13 protein-coding genes are annotated in these 14,384 nt (G+C 36.6%); 6 read left to right on the forward strand and 7 right to left on the reverse strand.

The annotated features are described in order from the left end of the window. Positions 1 to 25 precede the first annotated feature (25 nt). The 3 genes from VNZ46_RS12650 to VNZ46_RS12660 all read left to right on the forward strand — a co-directional run bounded on the left by VNZ46_RS12650 (position 26) and on the right by VNZ46_RS12660 (position 1,189). Positions 26 to 472 carry a MauE/DoxX family redox-associated membrane protein gene (locus VNZ46_RS12650; RefSeq protein ID WP_325560480.1) on the forward strand — a complete coding sequence of 149 codons (447 nt, stop codon included), beginning with the start codon at positions 26 to 28 and terminating at the stop codon, positions 470 to 472. 86 nt (positions 473 to 558) lie between these two features. Next, positions 559 to 846, forward strand: coding sequence for a hypothetical protein (locus VNZ46_RS12655; protein WP_325560481.1), 288 nt, complete (start codon positions 559 to 561; stop codon positions 844 to 846). A gap of 49 nt (positions 847 to 895) precedes the next feature. After that, positions 896 to 1,189 carry a hypothetical protein gene (locus VNZ46_RS12660; RefSeq protein ID WP_325560482.1) on the forward strand — a complete coding sequence of 98 codons (294 nt, stop codon included), beginning with the start codon at positions 896 to 898 and terminating at the stop codon, positions 1,187 to 1,189. A 26-nt stretch (positions 1,190 to 1,215) separates the two neighbouring features. Here VNZ46_RS12660 and VNZ46_RS12665 read toward each other — a convergent pair whose 3' ends face one another. The 4 genes from VNZ46_RS12665 to VNZ46_RS12680 form a co-directional block, all read right to left on the reverse strand. After that, complete coding sequence (locus VNZ46_RS12665) at positions 1,216 to 2,763, reverse strand: TlpA disulfide reductase family protein (protein WP_325560483.1); 1,548 nt, start codon at positions 2,761 to 2,763, stop codon at positions 1,216 to 1,218. Positions 2,764 to 2,776: 13 nt separating this feature from the next. Continuing rightward, positions 2,777 to 4,168 (reverse strand): RagB/SusD family nutrient uptake outer membrane protein, encoded by a 1,392-nt coding sequence (locus VNZ46_RS12670; protein WP_325560484.1) that lies wholly within the window; start codon positions 4,166 to 4,168, stop codon positions 2,777 to 2,779. Between the two features lie 4 nt (positions 4,169 to 4,172). Continuing rightward, positions 4,173 to 7,688 carry a SusC/RagA family TonB-linked outer membrane protein gene (locus VNZ46_RS12675; protein ID WP_325560485.1) on the reverse strand — a complete coding sequence of 1,172 codons (3,516 nt, stop codon included), beginning with the start codon at positions 7,686 to 7,688 and terminating at the stop codon, positions 4,173 to 4,175. 186 nt (positions 7,689 to 7,874) lie between these two features. Continuing rightward, positions 7,875 to 8,999, reverse strand: a complete 1,125-nt coding sequence (locus VNZ46_RS12680; RefSeq protein WP_325560486.1) for a FecR family protein — start codon at positions 8,997 to 8,999, stop codon at positions 7,875 to 7,877. A gap of 206 nt (positions 9,000 to 9,205) precedes the next feature. On the opposite strand from VNZ46_RS12680, the gene VNZ46_RS12685 reads away from it, so the two are divergent. Further along, on the forward strand, positions 9,206 to 9,634 hold the full coding sequence (locus VNZ46_RS12685) for a hypothetical protein (protein ID WP_325560487.1): 429 nt from the start codon (positions 9,206 to 9,208) through the stop codon (positions 9,632 to 9,634). Positions 9,635 to 9,651: 17 nt separating this feature from the next. Here the strand turns inward: VNZ46_RS12685 and VNZ46_RS12690 are convergent, their stop codons facing one another. Beyond that, positions 9,652 to 10,224 (reverse strand): RNA polymerase sigma factor, encoded by a 573-nt coding sequence (locus VNZ46_RS12690; RefSeq protein ID WP_199079725.1) that lies wholly within the window; start codon positions 10,222 to 10,224, stop codon positions 9,652 to 9,654. 681 nt (positions 10,225 to 10,905) lie between these two features. Between VNZ46_RS12690 and VNZ46_RS12695 the strand changes: the two genes are divergently transcribed. After that, on the forward strand, positions 10,906 to 11,148 hold the full coding sequence (locus VNZ46_RS12695; protein ID WP_199079722.1) for a helix-turn-helix domain-containing protein: 243 nt from the start codon (positions 10,906 to 10,908) through the stop codon (positions 11,146 to 11,148). A 61-nt stretch (positions 11,149 to 11,209) separates the two neighbouring features. After that, positions 11,210 to 12,511 carry a DEAD/DEAH box helicase gene (locus VNZ46_RS12700; protein WP_199079720.1) on the forward strand — a complete coding sequence of 434 codons (1,302 nt, stop codon included), beginning with the start codon at positions 11,210 to 11,212 and terminating at the stop codon, positions 12,509 to 12,511. On the opposite strand, the gene mazG is transcribed toward VNZ46_RS12700, so the two are convergent. Together mazG and VNZ46_RS12710 are read right to left on the reverse strand one after the other, a co-directional pair. Continuing rightward, on the reverse strand, positions 12,512 to 13,318 hold the full coding sequence (gene mazG / locus VNZ46_RS12705; RefSeq protein ID WP_325560488.1) for a nucleoside triphosphate pyrophosphohydrolase: 807 nt from the start codon (positions 13,316 to 13,318) through the stop codon (positions 12,512 to 12,514). It lies immediately after the preceding gene. 57 nt (positions 13,319 to 13,375) lie between these two features. After that, positions 13,376 to 14,384, reverse strand: a 1,009-nt coding sequence (locus VNZ46_RS12710; RefSeq protein WP_325560489.1) for an AI-2E family transporter, incomplete at its 5' end; no start/stop codon positions are given.

The following is a 14,384-nucleotide window of genomic DNA, read 5'->3' on the forward strand; positions in this document are numbered from 1 at the left end:
ATTATAAACAATTAGAATTATAGATATGGAAACGATATTAAATAAAAAAAAGCAATTCCATCTGTCAGATAAAGCAAGAGAAACCGTATTTGATATTATAGGATACTTATTTGTAATGCTATTTGTTTATACGGCAGCAAGTAAGCTAATAAAAATAGATACCTTTAAGAAAGTTCTAGTGCATTATCCGATCATCGGAGACTATCATTTGTTAATTGCATACTTGGTGCCTATTATTGAGTTGATTGTTGCAGCGACTTTAATTGTTCCCTCTACTAAAAGACTGGGTATGTTCGCAGCTCTAGTGTTGATGATCGTATTTCTCTCTTATATTTTATACATGTTTTATACTAATAGTAAGCTCCCTTGTAGCTGTGGTGGCGTCATTGCTGAGCTGTCTTGGAAGAATCACATTTGGTTTAATTCTATGTTGATTTTTCTTGCTGGGTTTGCAATGAAAATTTATAAATAAAAAATTGCGCGCGCGAAGCAGGTAAATGTCATGGCCTGTTTAAAGAAATGTGGCAATCTTAAAACAAAAACCTCAATATTACAATTATGAAAAAAGTATTTTTAGGCCTGCTAGTAGCAGGAGTTGCCTTGGCTGGAAGTGCATTTACTAATGCGAAAAGACTAACTACTGCTTATGTTGTGTCTGAAACTGGGACTAGTCCAAATAAAGTGTATGCTTATGACCAAAATACGGGCAGAACTTGTGATGGTCCAAGCTTACCTTGTAAACTTACCGCGGTTAGCTTTACATTTGGAAGTACAGGTACAATTAGTGAAGCTGATTTGAATAATACTTCAAAAGTTATTATTTCTTCGAGACAATCAGCATATTAATTATAGAAAGGAGGGTTCCTCACCCTCCTTTTTTATATTTAAATGAATCATGAAATATTTATTTAGAGGTATGTTTGTTGCAAGTATTGCTTTATGCGGGAGTGCATTTACAAATTATAAAAGCCCAACACGACTTAATATCGGTGGACAAATTGGATCAGGGCGAAATTCGTGGTATATTATTGATAGTTATGATGGAAGAACCTGTGATGGTGGATACCTTCCTTGTAGTATTATTGCCTTGCCTGGCTTTAATTTTTCAAATCTGAATGGAATAATATCATACTCAGATTTAAATAATCCATTAAAAGTTGCTATTTCATCAACTCAGTCCTCATTTTAATATGGACTGAATAAAATTGTATTTGCTTATAGCAAATCCATAATCGATTTTGTTAGAGATTTTTCTTCATGTAAATCTGCGGAATTAAAGGATTTTATTTTACTGTCTTTATCCAATAAGATTAAAAAGGGATAACCTGGTATATTGTTTATTCTTATAATTGGATGCTGATCCATCTGGCCATTGGTGTATAGGTTTTCGGCATCCTTAGATGTGTAAATTCCCTTTTCGACACTTTGCTTCCAAACTATTTTGCTTTTGTCAATTGATATCGAGAGAAAGATAACCTTTGGATTCTTCTGTAGCTTTTGTTCCACTTTTGATAAAATATCTCGATAATAATCTTCGCAATGGCCGCATCCCGTAAACCAGAAATCGATTAATATAACTTTGTTCTTATAATTTGAAAGAGTTTTAATACTGTCATTCAAATCTTTTAAACTGAAATCGGTAAATGTTTGCCCAGGTACTCTCGACCTGAACTCCTTGAGTAGGCCTAAATACTGTTTATTTTTAATGATGGTTTGTGCATCATCATATATTTGACCTAGATTATGTGCGAAAACAGCAGAATGCGCAAATTCTCGCATAATTAAGGTTTCTTTAATTTCATTGCTGATTGGATATTTTTTTAATGCATTATATATCCATTCTGGTGAATATTTACCTGTATTTAATACTGATGAAGCTTGAAATCTTTTTTGTAGGAAGTATAAAAAATCTATTGAATTAATCAGATATTTGTCCTCAATTTTATAATTATTAGACGCATCAAAAGAGGAATTGAATCTATTTAAGAAGGCTTGTTGAGTTTTATTATTAAGTTTTTTTAACTTTCCATTTCTGCCAAAGTTTAAAATTTGACTAAACCAGGCTCCTTTTGATGAATATAAAAGATTGGCTTTTATTACATTGTAACTTTCGTTTGTAAGACTATCTTTTCGTGAATCAAGTACCTTTAATTTGGCTGAGATAATTGTAGGTATGGAATCAAAATTTTCATATTCAAGAATGTTTCCATCCCAGCCAGGAGGCCATATTTCACTAACTTTTATCGGCGTTTTAAGTTGAAGATTGAAATGATAAAGGTCATTGCAAAGATTATATTTTGCCGATCCTCTACCATAAAACGTACAAACCGCACCACCACCCAAAATGGATTCCGTAAATTTTAAGTTAATAGTTATACTATCTCCTAATTCCCAAAACTGGGGATCCATTATTGGTACCATATTGTATAATGTAGATTCATCCTGCGTGGTTCTATTTTTTGATAGGTCGAAATAACCACAAGATTGGTGTACTGGAATTTCAAATTGGTAATATCCTCTTTCATTTTGAACTGCTTTATACTTTTGTCTTCTATCTCCATCGCCATTCCGGGCCAGAGTAGTTAGCATATTTTGGCCGATCGAAATGGTCAAGGTATCTTGTTTAGTTGCTTCTTTATAAAGGATTTTTATATGAATTGTACTATCTGTTCGGATGAACGATTTTGGGTTTGCCTTTGAACAATAAACTAAAAGGTTAAATGCCAATAGGAGTGTATGTGTGTTAATTAGTTTTATGGCCATGATTATTAGTGAGTTATCTTTCGTTTTGTTGGATGCCTGCTAAGCGTATTTCCTGCGTTGGAATAGGTAGAACATATCGTTTATCATTTGGAATTAAAGTATAGCTAGTTCCATTTATTAATCTCGTGAGAGTTTTTTGAAATCTGGTTTCTTTGTTAAGTCTACGGAGATCTTCCCATCGAATATTTCCTGTGAAAGGAAGTTCTTTTCTTCTTTCCTCGAGGACTGTTATCAGTGCGTCATCTGGGTTATTAATTGTTTTACTATTATAAGTGCCTGATTTATATCTGTGTTGTAGTAACAGATTTAAATCCTGCATTGCTGAAATAGGATTTCCGTTTCTGGCACGACACTCTGCTCGGATTAAATATATTTCATTTGTTGCTAGCCCAGTGAAATTTGAAAAGCTACCACTATAGCCACCTCTGAACTTCACATCTGTTGCAACCTTCTGATAAAAGAAAATTTTTCTTAGATCATTTTCTTCGTAAGAATTATAAAGATCCATAAGTACCAACCCTTTATTGGAAGTACTTGGAATCACTTGTCTGAATTGATTACTCTCTGCATAAAATACTACTTCTGGATTATCTTTGCCATAGACAGGAAAACGATAAATATTCGTCAAGTTAACTAGCTGATCATTATTGAAATCTAAAAGCTGTGGTTTTAACTTAAGGTATTTATCGGCGTAAACTTCTGCATTTTTATAATCATCCATATTTAGATATGTTTTTGCCAGGAGCGCATATGCAGCCGCTTTTATAGGTCTCTGCAAATAAATTTGCGACTCTGGCAATAGCTCAGAAGCACTTGATGCATCTTGAATAATCTGTTGGTATGTTTGACTTAAAGATGAACGTGGAAAAATTTCATTAACATCTGAGGTTTTTCTAAGAGGAAGTCCTAAATCAGAGATTGACATTTTATCGTATGGTTTGCAAAATAATTGTGCAAGATTATAATATGCCAACGCCCTGTGGAATAAGGCTTCACCATTAACATTATTATATTCATATCCAGAACCCTTGAGTTTAATTAATCCATCTAGTACAACATTGGCATACTCAATGATTTTGAAGCTATTATCCCAATGGTTAGGTGCATTTTCTGTAATCCATATTTCCTTAGCCCAGACATATAGATTCCTGTTTTCTTGGGCAGATGAATTATAATTTACATCGGTGAGATAAGAGTTGTCAGATCCAACTAAACCCGCTGTAGATGAAGTGTTAAAAACTTGACTATTGTCCATTAGAGCTTGAAAATCATCAAGTGTTTCTGGTACGACATATGACTTAATACTTTTTGTGTCTAGCCAATCATTTTGCTTTTTGCAACTTATAATAATTATTAGAAGTATAATAAACGAACTAAATTTATAGTGGCTTTTCATTTTTTTCATTTGTTTAAAAATTAGCATTAATACCAAATGATATTGATCTGGGGTTTGGATAAGATGCAAATGTATTTCCAACAGAAGAAGGATCAATACCTGACTTGTTTTTTCGCCATATTATCCCTAGGTTATTTGCATAGGTAAAAATTGTTAAGTTTGAGACTAAAAACTTTTTCGCTAATCTGGGAGAGATATCGTAGGCTAGACGAATGTCTTGTAGTCGAATATGGTCAGCTGATTCAACTAATATATCTGAGTACTGATAGAAAGAATCTTTGTATGTATCCCCAGGGTAAGTTACTGAAGGAACATTCGTTGATTTTTCGTCACCTTCCTTTTTCCACCTAAAGGTAAAATCGGAGTTTTGACCGGTTTTAAGAATATTTTCGTAACTTAAACTAGTCGAGGGTTTTCTGAAAACATATCCGAGTCTGTAAGTAATATTTACCGATAAACTAAAACCTTTATATGAAAAATCGTTTCTAAATGCTCCATATATTGTAGGAACTTGAGAGCCATTGTAAACTAAACTATCAGGATTAAAATTGTTGATTATTGCGGCATAATCTTCACTTACTTTACCGTTGAGCATTCCTCTTGGGTTTCCATTTTTTGGATTTAAACCGGCCCATTTATAACTAAATATTGAGGATAACGGTTTACCTACAAGGTAAGCGCCATTTGAAATACTTGAAGAGTTGTAAGGAGTATCATATTTGGTGACATTATCATTTTGTTTACTAAATAATAATGTTGTTGACCACTTTAAATTTTCTTTGAGATTTTGGCTTGTCAATGTAAGATCAATACCTTTTGTCTCTGTACTTGCGCTATTTGCTAAATAGGTATCAAAGCCTGTTTGTGTAGGAAGATTTTTTGGCTGAATTAAGTCTAATCCAGCCTTTTTGTATAGTTCTATGCTGCCGCTAATTATATTGTTTTTGATTGAGAAGTCTATACCAATATTTAGATTTTTAACACGTTCCCATTGAAGTCGTGGATTAGGAGCGGAGACTACATATAAAAAATTAGCTTTAGTGATGTCATCAATTGTATAAAAGCCAGTAAGGTAAGCTGAGCTATTCTGAAAAGTATTTCCTTGAAAACCATAAGATGTACGTAGGCGTAGATATGGCAGCCAATTAAATTTGTAAAATGGTTCCTTATACAAACTCCATCCGGCTCCTCCTGAGAGAAATGGCTTAAACTTATCATTTGCTTTAGCTCCGAATAAATTGGCGCCATCTTTTCTGGCACTGAGACTAATTGTGTACCTTCCATCATATTCATAGTTTCCAGCCGAGAAATAAGAAATAGTTCGATTTAAAAACCCTCCTATAAATCCTGGAGGAGCAGGGATCGTTGAAAATCCGGATGGATTTATTGAAAAGTAGCTTGCGTAGTCCAGATTGTCAATAGAAGAACCAAATTGTTGGCTGTATCCATAAGAGGTGCGCGCATAACCTTCGGTATTTAACTGCCGAACTTCGGAACCGATAATACAATCTATGTTATGTTTATTAAAGGATTTATTAAAGGTTATTTGTCCTCTAAAGTTATTGCTTTTCCAATTTGTATTTGATAGATCTAAAATACCTCCTTTAGGTAAAATGTATGTCGTAGATGAACTGCCACTAACTATACTAAACTGATTAATTAAATTACGAGTATAGTAGGTGTCCAAATTGTGATAATTACGCTCTTCAATAATTTGTCTCTCATTTTGATAATTTAATTGAAAACTCAATTCAGGTAAAATTTGATATTTTGCCTCGATCTTTAATAAGAGATCCGAAACGTTAGTGCTATGATTAGCCAGTTTTATCTCGTCAAGAGGCTTTAGTTCCCAGTCTAAAAAGCCTGTAGACTCAGCAGTCTCTACATATGATCTTCTTAAGTTTTGTAAGATTGATAATGGTTGTTCATTTTTATCTGCAAAAGTTGCATAAGGATACAAACTGACATATGGAGACCCTAATCCGTTAAAATATCCGTATCCATAGTCATTGTTTAGTAGGGTCTTGCTTTGTGAATAATTTATTCCAGCAGTTAGTTCCAAGTTCTTTATTGGTGTATATGTGTTTAAGGAGTTCATAGAAACTCTATTATATCCATTGCGAATTAAATTGTTCTTGTTGTTGTCATAACCAATAGACAAAGTATAAGCTATATTATTTCCACCTCCTCTTATTCCTAGTGAGTATTGTTGATTGACTGCTCGTTGATAGATATACTTATTGTAATCATCTCGAACATCTATTTTTTTTAGCTCGTTAAGCTGACTTTGAATTTGAGATCGCTGTATATCAGAAGTTGCAATTTTAAATTTAGACATTAATTCGACTGCAGGGGAAATAATTGGAAATGAGATATTGTCATTCAACTGATTATCAAAATAGCCTTTGTCGAACAGAAATTGTTCTACTTCGATATATTCATTCGAATTCAGGAAGTTTCTGCCATATTTCAAATTTGGTTTATTAACAATAGTTAGATTGCTGGTGAAATCAATGCTCATTTTTTGATTTTGTTTACCTTTTTTCGTAGTTATTACAATAACTCCGTTACCGGATCTAGCTCCCCAAATAGATGCAGATGAAGCGTCTTTTAATACTGTTATATTCTCAATATCATTTGGATTTATATTCTTGATCTCGCCTTCATATGGAAAATTATCAAGTATAATTAGTGGTTCTTTTGAAGCATTCAGTGTGCTTTGCCCACGAACTGTTATTCCGGAGTTTTTGTCAAATGGATAAGTAGCAATTTTGCTAAGCTGGAGATCCTGATCTTGAAAGTAAATCCCTGTTACTACATTTTTAATTCTATCTATAACGCTTGTTGAGACACTTCTATTTAATAATTTATTATCAATTTGAGCAAAACTTCCCACAAATTTTTGTTTAGAGATGCTTTGATATCCTGTGTTTACAATTTGTATTTCTGCGAGTTCATTGAGGCTCTCCATCAATTTTATTTCTCCAAGGTTTTCTGATGCTTCTTTCTCTATTGTTTTATAGCCCAAATAGGAGATAACCAATATGGTCTTCTCATGTACTTTATCTATATAGAAGTTCCCATCCTCGCCTGTGATCACAGACCTGTTGGTGTTTTTGATCTTTATCGTGGCCCCCTTTAGAGGTTTATTGTTTTCGTTTATTACTTTTCCACGGATGTTTATGTCTTTGCTTAAACCCTGGAGGATGTTAGAAATCTTATCTATTATCGATGGCGTTTTCTCCTTGATCACAATGTTGTTCTGCCTGATCGTATACGTGAGGGGTAAACCACTCAGAGCTTTGTCCATAACCTGGTCAAGTGAAACATTGCTAAAATCCGCGTTGATTGCCCTGGCGGTGTTTAATTTCCCTTCATACCAGACCACATTATAATTGGTTTGCTTCTTTATTTCTTTGAAAAGCTGTTCAAGGCTTACGTTTTTATTCACATAGTTCAGCTTCTGGCCAAATGTAGCGGCACTCAAGTGTAACATAGTTCCTAAAAGAATGACGGTGGTTAAGCGCATTAGGAATAGGATTTTACGGACATGACAATTCATGTCCAATATTTTGGAGTAAATTATATACATTTGTTTTAGTCTGTTAAGTGATGATCTCTAATCGGTTGCGAGACAGGCTGCTGGCTGGAAGTGGGCAAACACTTCTGGCCTTTTTTGTTGGTTAGTTGTATTGTGTCGGTTATAGGGTTGCTTTTATTTCTTTGAGAGTACGGTTATCCTCCTTCCTTCCACTTTAAAGTGGACCTCTTCTGTGAGTTCCAGCATGCATAGAACTTCAGATACGTTTTTGAATTTCGAGATTGTTCCACCGAATCGTTTATTGCTGACTTGCGGGTCTGAATAGACCACGTCAACATTATACCATCTGGCTATCTGCTGCATTATATTTTCCAAAGGTTCATTCTTGAACATAAAATCGCCATTTTTCCAGGCTACGGCAACTTCTGTATCCACCGGGGTTACTTTGATTTGGCCATCGCTAAGACTAGATTGTTCTCCGGGTTTCAGGATGGTTTTAGCGTTTACTTCTACGCTTCCTTCTAATAAAGTCGTTTTTACAACAGGATCATTTGTATAAGCACTTATGTTGAAATGTGTACCAAGAACTTTGATTTCCTGCTTTGCTGATTTTACGATAAAGGGGTGCTTTTTGTTTTTAAATACCTCAAAGTAGGCTTCGCCGCTCAAGTTAACGACCCGTTGCCCACGCCCCGTGAAGGTAACAGGATAGCTAAGACTTGATGCAGCGTTGAGCCATACTTTGGTTCCATCGGGCAGGATCAGTTGGTACTGTCCGCCCTTTGGGGTAGAAATGGTGTTTGTAGAGACATTAATTTCGGATACCTGATTTTCGATGATTTGATAGACCAATTGGCCATCGGCTGTTTTAGTGATTTGTACGCCGCCTTGTTTACTCAGCTTGCCGTTTTTAACATCTGTTAGGTTAATGGTTTTTCCGTTGCCGAGGGTCAAGGTTGCTTTGTTACCACCTGCAGGAATATCGTTGGCATAGTTTGCGGGCAAGCCTTGATTGGTGCGGAACCAGAAGGTTGCAAAGCAACCCAATACAACAAGTGCTGCTACGCTTGCTGCAATACCTATTGTCCAAAGTTTTCTGACCGGTTTTTGTGTTTTTTGTTGCGCACGCAGGGATTGTAAAGTCTCTGATTCAAGAGTGGAAAGATCAACAGAGGTTTTGGGTTCTTCCTGCTCACCAGCGGCTTTGATATACCAGGTTTCTGCCTGAGCTTTTTGCTCTGCAGTTGCTGTGTCATCCAGATACGCTTTAATCAACCTGCTTGCCTTCTCGTTTTTCATTCTGTTGTTGTCTCTTTACAATTATGGTTTTATACTAGTAAGTAAGTTAGCTCGGGCGCTTGTGTAATGCGATATGAAGAAAAAGTTACGAAAATGTGAATTTAATTTTTCCTGCTGCTTTCAAACTATCCGTAATCAATGCATTGAAGGGGGATGTAGCGTTTTGTAGAAAAGTGTCGTTTATGTTAAAAACCAAATAAAAAACTATGAAACAATTACTATACTTTGGTGCCCTTGTAATCTTGATGACCGGATGCAAAAAAAAGCAAGTTGAAATTGATCGATCTGCTCTCAATGGGGCTTATAAAGGTAAACTCTATTCAATTTATCAGAAGGAATACAATACTTATGATACGGAAGTAAATTTCAATGGTAATAATTATAATAGTCGTAATAGCGTTGAAACAATTGGACGTAATTTTGGAGAGGCCAACGGAACATTTGACCTGTCGGTTGGAAAAAGGGTTAAATTCTCTTTAGATCCAAGTCTTGTATATACTGCAGATTTTGATTGGGGAACGGTACTGAAGGGGGAGTATTTGTGCGAAACGAAAGGCGATAGCTTGATTTTAATTAAAAACGCAGAAGGTGAAAACAAACTGTCCTATCAATACCGGCTTAAGCGTGTAAATTAGAATAGTATCAGTTGCCCTTAAGGGAATAAACCAAATAGAATTGTCCCCAGTTTAGAACGCAGGATCTTTAGCGCGTTGTTCATTTGCTTCTTTACCGTGTTGTCAGTAATGTTCTGTTCGGCAGCAATTTCTTTGTAAGACAGGTTTGCTTTACGGCTGAGTTCAAAAACTTCACGCATCTTTTCTGGCAGCGAGGCTATTTCTTTTTCAATGAGCTCTTTCATTTGTTTTTCCCGGATCAGATGATCGGTAGTGGAGGATTCATTGCTTTCTATAAAACTTTGAAGTGAGGAGAGATAATCTACTCTGACTCTGTTTTTGTCGATCAGGTTAAAGACTTTATAGCGTAACACGGTATATAAGTAAGCAGATAGAGAGGTTTTGAGGATTAGTTCTTTGCCTTCCAGCCAGAACAAAGAAAATAAGTCTTGAACAAGATCTTTTGATTCCTCATCGTTGCGGAGCATTTTTCTGCAATGTTGAAATAAAATGGCCCAGTAACGATAGTAGATCTGTTCATAAGCCTTTCTGTCGCCGTTCTGAAAAAGAGCCAGCAGTTCAGTGTCCGGAAGGTTTTTATAGCTGTCCATTGCTGTAGGTATTACTTCTTTGCGTGTCTGGAGTACCTTTTAAAGTCTTATTATAATGGAAGTTATAGAATTCGTTTGAAAAATATAACATGCCCCCTGAATTAGGGTAATGGGTTGTTTTCTGGCTTTCTTTCCTATCCATATAGTTGATTTCATTAATGAAAAAAATACGTAATACGTCGCTAATATATTTAGTACGTAAAGCTAATATATTTAGTATTAATATTGGTAAATTATTTATTAATTTATTTTTTGTATTTGTAAGATAATATGAATAAAGTGAACAGGCCTGGTTCAGGTGGGTAGTCAATGCAGTGGCATGCCAATCCCAATGAGGCTGAGAAAGGCCCTTTTTAGTATTAGGAAAGGTGTTGTAATGTACCATTCTTAACTACTTAAATTTTTAGAAACCGCTATTGAATGTATATACGATGAATCGTTTTCCATGGTTTTTAAAGGGATGCAAAATTTTGGAAGGATAGTTTTGAGTTTCTGTTCATTCAACTGGTTAAAGCTGAGTTCAAAGGCTGTTTTGATTTTACAGCATCTTTTGCCGGAGCGATATGAACTCTTTAGGCTGACTGACATTATTTAAGGCGTCTGGACAAATATAGTAGAATATATTATAAAGTCAACAAATATGTTGACTCAATTTTTTGGTTAAATCTTCAATTTGCGTTGATGAATGACATATCTGTTCCTGATTTCAAGAAAAATCTTGGTCAACGCATAAAACAATTGCGGCTCGGCCTAGGACTTACTCAGCAACAATTGGCTTCAAGAATGGGGTATAAGGATAAACAAGTGGTGAACCGGTATGAAATGGACGGTGCGAACCCTACGGCTTATAGTTTGATGCAGATTGCAGAGAGTCTGGAGGTTTCTTTGGATGAATTGATTGATTTCAGTAAGCTGGATAGTTAATTCTGCCTAATCACAGGGTTATTTTGCGTAACTTTGCAGAATTATTATAAATGTAGAAACTGTGTCGTTAGATAAATTAAAACTAAGCAAAGGCCTGGTAACAGCAATGACTGATGCCGGATACTTAACCCCTAAAGAAATCCAGCTGAAAACCATGTCCAGAATTATTGGCGGACAAGATATTATCGCTGTTGGCCCTGAAGGCGCTGGTAAAACAACTACCTATGTGCTTGCTGTTTTGTCTAAACTGAAATATACTAAAGATGATGCACCTAAGGTCTTGATCCTGGTTGCTGATCAGGAGCGGGGTGAGGCGGTAATTGAGCAGTTCATCTCTTTAAGCCGTAACCGTGATTTGAACATCATGGGGCTGTTGGGTACAGGAGGTTTAGAATCTGACGTAAATGAACTGGCCTTGGGTACAGATATCGTGGTGGCTACACCAACAAGAGCCAGAGCAGTATACCTGAAACTGGGTTTGAACTTAAGTAAACTGCAAACTTTTATTGTGGATGATGCGGCTCAGATTGTAAGTCAGGGCATGCAGCTGCCCGTTGCAGAACTGGCCAGAAGCGCTGGTAAATGCCAGCACCTGATCTTTACGGAGGTGGTTCATGATAAATTGTATAAAATGATTGATCAGTTTATGAACTTCCCTGCATTGATTGAAGTAGAAGACTTTGGTGATAAAGCGGAAACTGTTCCTCAAATGCTGTATCACGTACCAAATTATAAAACAAAACTTCATTTATTGCATACCCTGTTAAGGGACGATGAGGTATTTGATAAAGTAGTAGTTTTTGTGAATTCAAGATTAACTGCACAGAAACTGGTTAAAAGTCTGGAAAGTCAAAAAGAAGGGGAGTATGCCATGCTGAAACCTTTACACTTTGACGAGAGCGGCTTTGATGATTTTGGTGATTTTAAAGAAATGCAGGAAGCCCGTGTATTGGTGGTGGCCAATGAGGCTTGTCCGGACCTGGATCTGGAAGGTATTTCCTTTATTTTCCATTTTGAACTTCCGGAAACGAAGGAAGTGTTCTTAAACCGCATTTTGAAAAGACCAACTACTGAAGAAATGGTGGCCATTACTTTTTCAACGGATCTGGAACTGGCGCAGGTTAGAAAACTGGAGCAGGCCATTGGACAGAAATTTGAACAGATGGAACTTCCGGAAGAGGTGCAGATCGTTACGCCTCCAAAATCCAAGAAAGCTGATAAGAATAAATATCTGTCTGAAGATGAAGACGAGAACCCCCGCGGTGGAGGTGCTTATCATCAGAAGAAAGACAGCAATTCAAAAAATTACAACTATGGAATTGGTCAGAAAGCTAAAATGACTATGAAAAAGAAGCACAGCTAATTAGAGCTGTTTCGCTTCGTTCCAATAAACATCCATTTCGGCAAGTGTCATATCCTGTAGGGCCTTGCCGTTTTCTTTGGCTTTACTTTCCAGGTACTGGAACCTTTTGATGAACTTTTTATTGGTTTTTTCCAATGCGTTTTCTGGGTTGATATGTATAAAACGTGCGTAGTTGATGAGCGAGAACAGCAGATCTCCAAATTCACCTTCGGCTTTTTCAATATCAATAGCGCTGTTATCTACGACATTAAATTCAGCCTTAAATTCCTGTAGTTCTTCTTCTACTTTTTCCCATACCTGGGCTTTGTCTTCCCAGTCAAAGCCTATGCCTTTTGCTTTTTCCTGGATGCGGCTGGCTTTAACCAGTGAAGGCAGTCCTTTAGGTACGCCGGCCAGTACTGATTTATTGCCTTCTTTTAGCTTAAGTTGTTCCCAGTTGCGTTTTACGTCGGCTTCGTCTTGTACAACCACGTCGCCATAGATATGTGGATGCCTGCTGATCAGTTTATCACAAACGCCGTTGAGTACATCTACAATGCTAAAGTCGTTGGTTTCTGAAGCAATCCTGGCATAGAAGACCAGATGCATCATAACATCGCCAAGTTCTTTTTTGACTTCTTCCAGATCGCCTTCCAGAATGGCATCAGACAATTCATAGGTTTCTTCTATGGTTAAATGTCTGAGGCTTTCCATAGTTTGTTTTTTGTCCCATGGACATTGGGTTCTTAACGTATCGAGTACGGTTAATAGTCTTTGAAAAGCGGAAGAAGGATCTGCTGCAGTAACTGGAGGTATGTTATTAGGCATTTTATTATATTAGTTAAGGACGTTAAAGGTAATCATCATTGTGGTAATATCCTTTTATTAGTCTTTTTCTTCCAGTTTTATCTTTTTGGTGATCCGGTAAACCCGGCGTTTTTTCTTCTCATGTTGTTCTTCGCCCAGCAGGATGGCCCAGGGTTTTAGTGGATCAACACGTTCAAAAATGATCTTCATCATGGCAAGATAGGGGATACAAAGGAACATACCGGGGATACCCCAGATCATTTCACCTACTACAATTCCTACAAAGGCGATAAGGGCATTGATCTTTACTTTTGAACCCACCACTAAGGGCATTAAAATATTACCGTCCAGTGCATGTACACCAATGAATGTGATCAGCACAAGCAATACCTTGGCACCACCGGCGGTAGCGAAAGTGATCAGTACACTAATGGCCAGGGCGGTAAAGATACCCAGATATGGGATCAGGTTAAAAATACCGGCCACCAAACCTAATAATATAGCGTATTTAACACCCAAAAGGGATAATATACCCACCATAAGTATGGTTACAATCACCATTTGCAGAAATAAACCGGTGATGTATTTCTTGATAATGTATTGGATCTGCTCAATAATGTCTTTTACTTTATCTGCATGTTCTTCTTTAAAAACAGAGGTTAAAAAGGTGAACAGGATCCTTCTGTAGTTTAAAATAAAGAAGGTGAAGAGTAGGATAAAGGAAAGAAACAGCATGGTAGAGGATACTGTAAGCAGGGTTGTGCCTAAGACTGTTGCGCTTTTGGCCAGTGCTCCGGTAGCGGTATCATTGATATATTTGAGTTGCTTTTCTGCGTCTACATGAAAAGTATGGTTGATCCATTCCTGCGCTTCGTGAAAGGTATTGGTAACCTGTGTTTTTAACAATGGCCAGTCTTGCCAGAGGTCGCTGAGCTGATTAGCAAAAAAATACATGATACTGCTAATGGCAAACAGCATCACTACAACAGAAACGATAGAGGAAAGACTTCTTTTAAACCGGAGTTTTTTTTCCAGGAAATTGGCCAGCGGAAGCAGAAGCAGCGCCAGAAGGAAAGAAAACATAAAT

The organism is Pedobacter sp. (assembly GCF_035566355.1).
Lineage (GTDB): Bacteria > Bacteroidota > Bacteroidia > Sphingobacteriales > Sphingobacteriaceae > Pedobacter.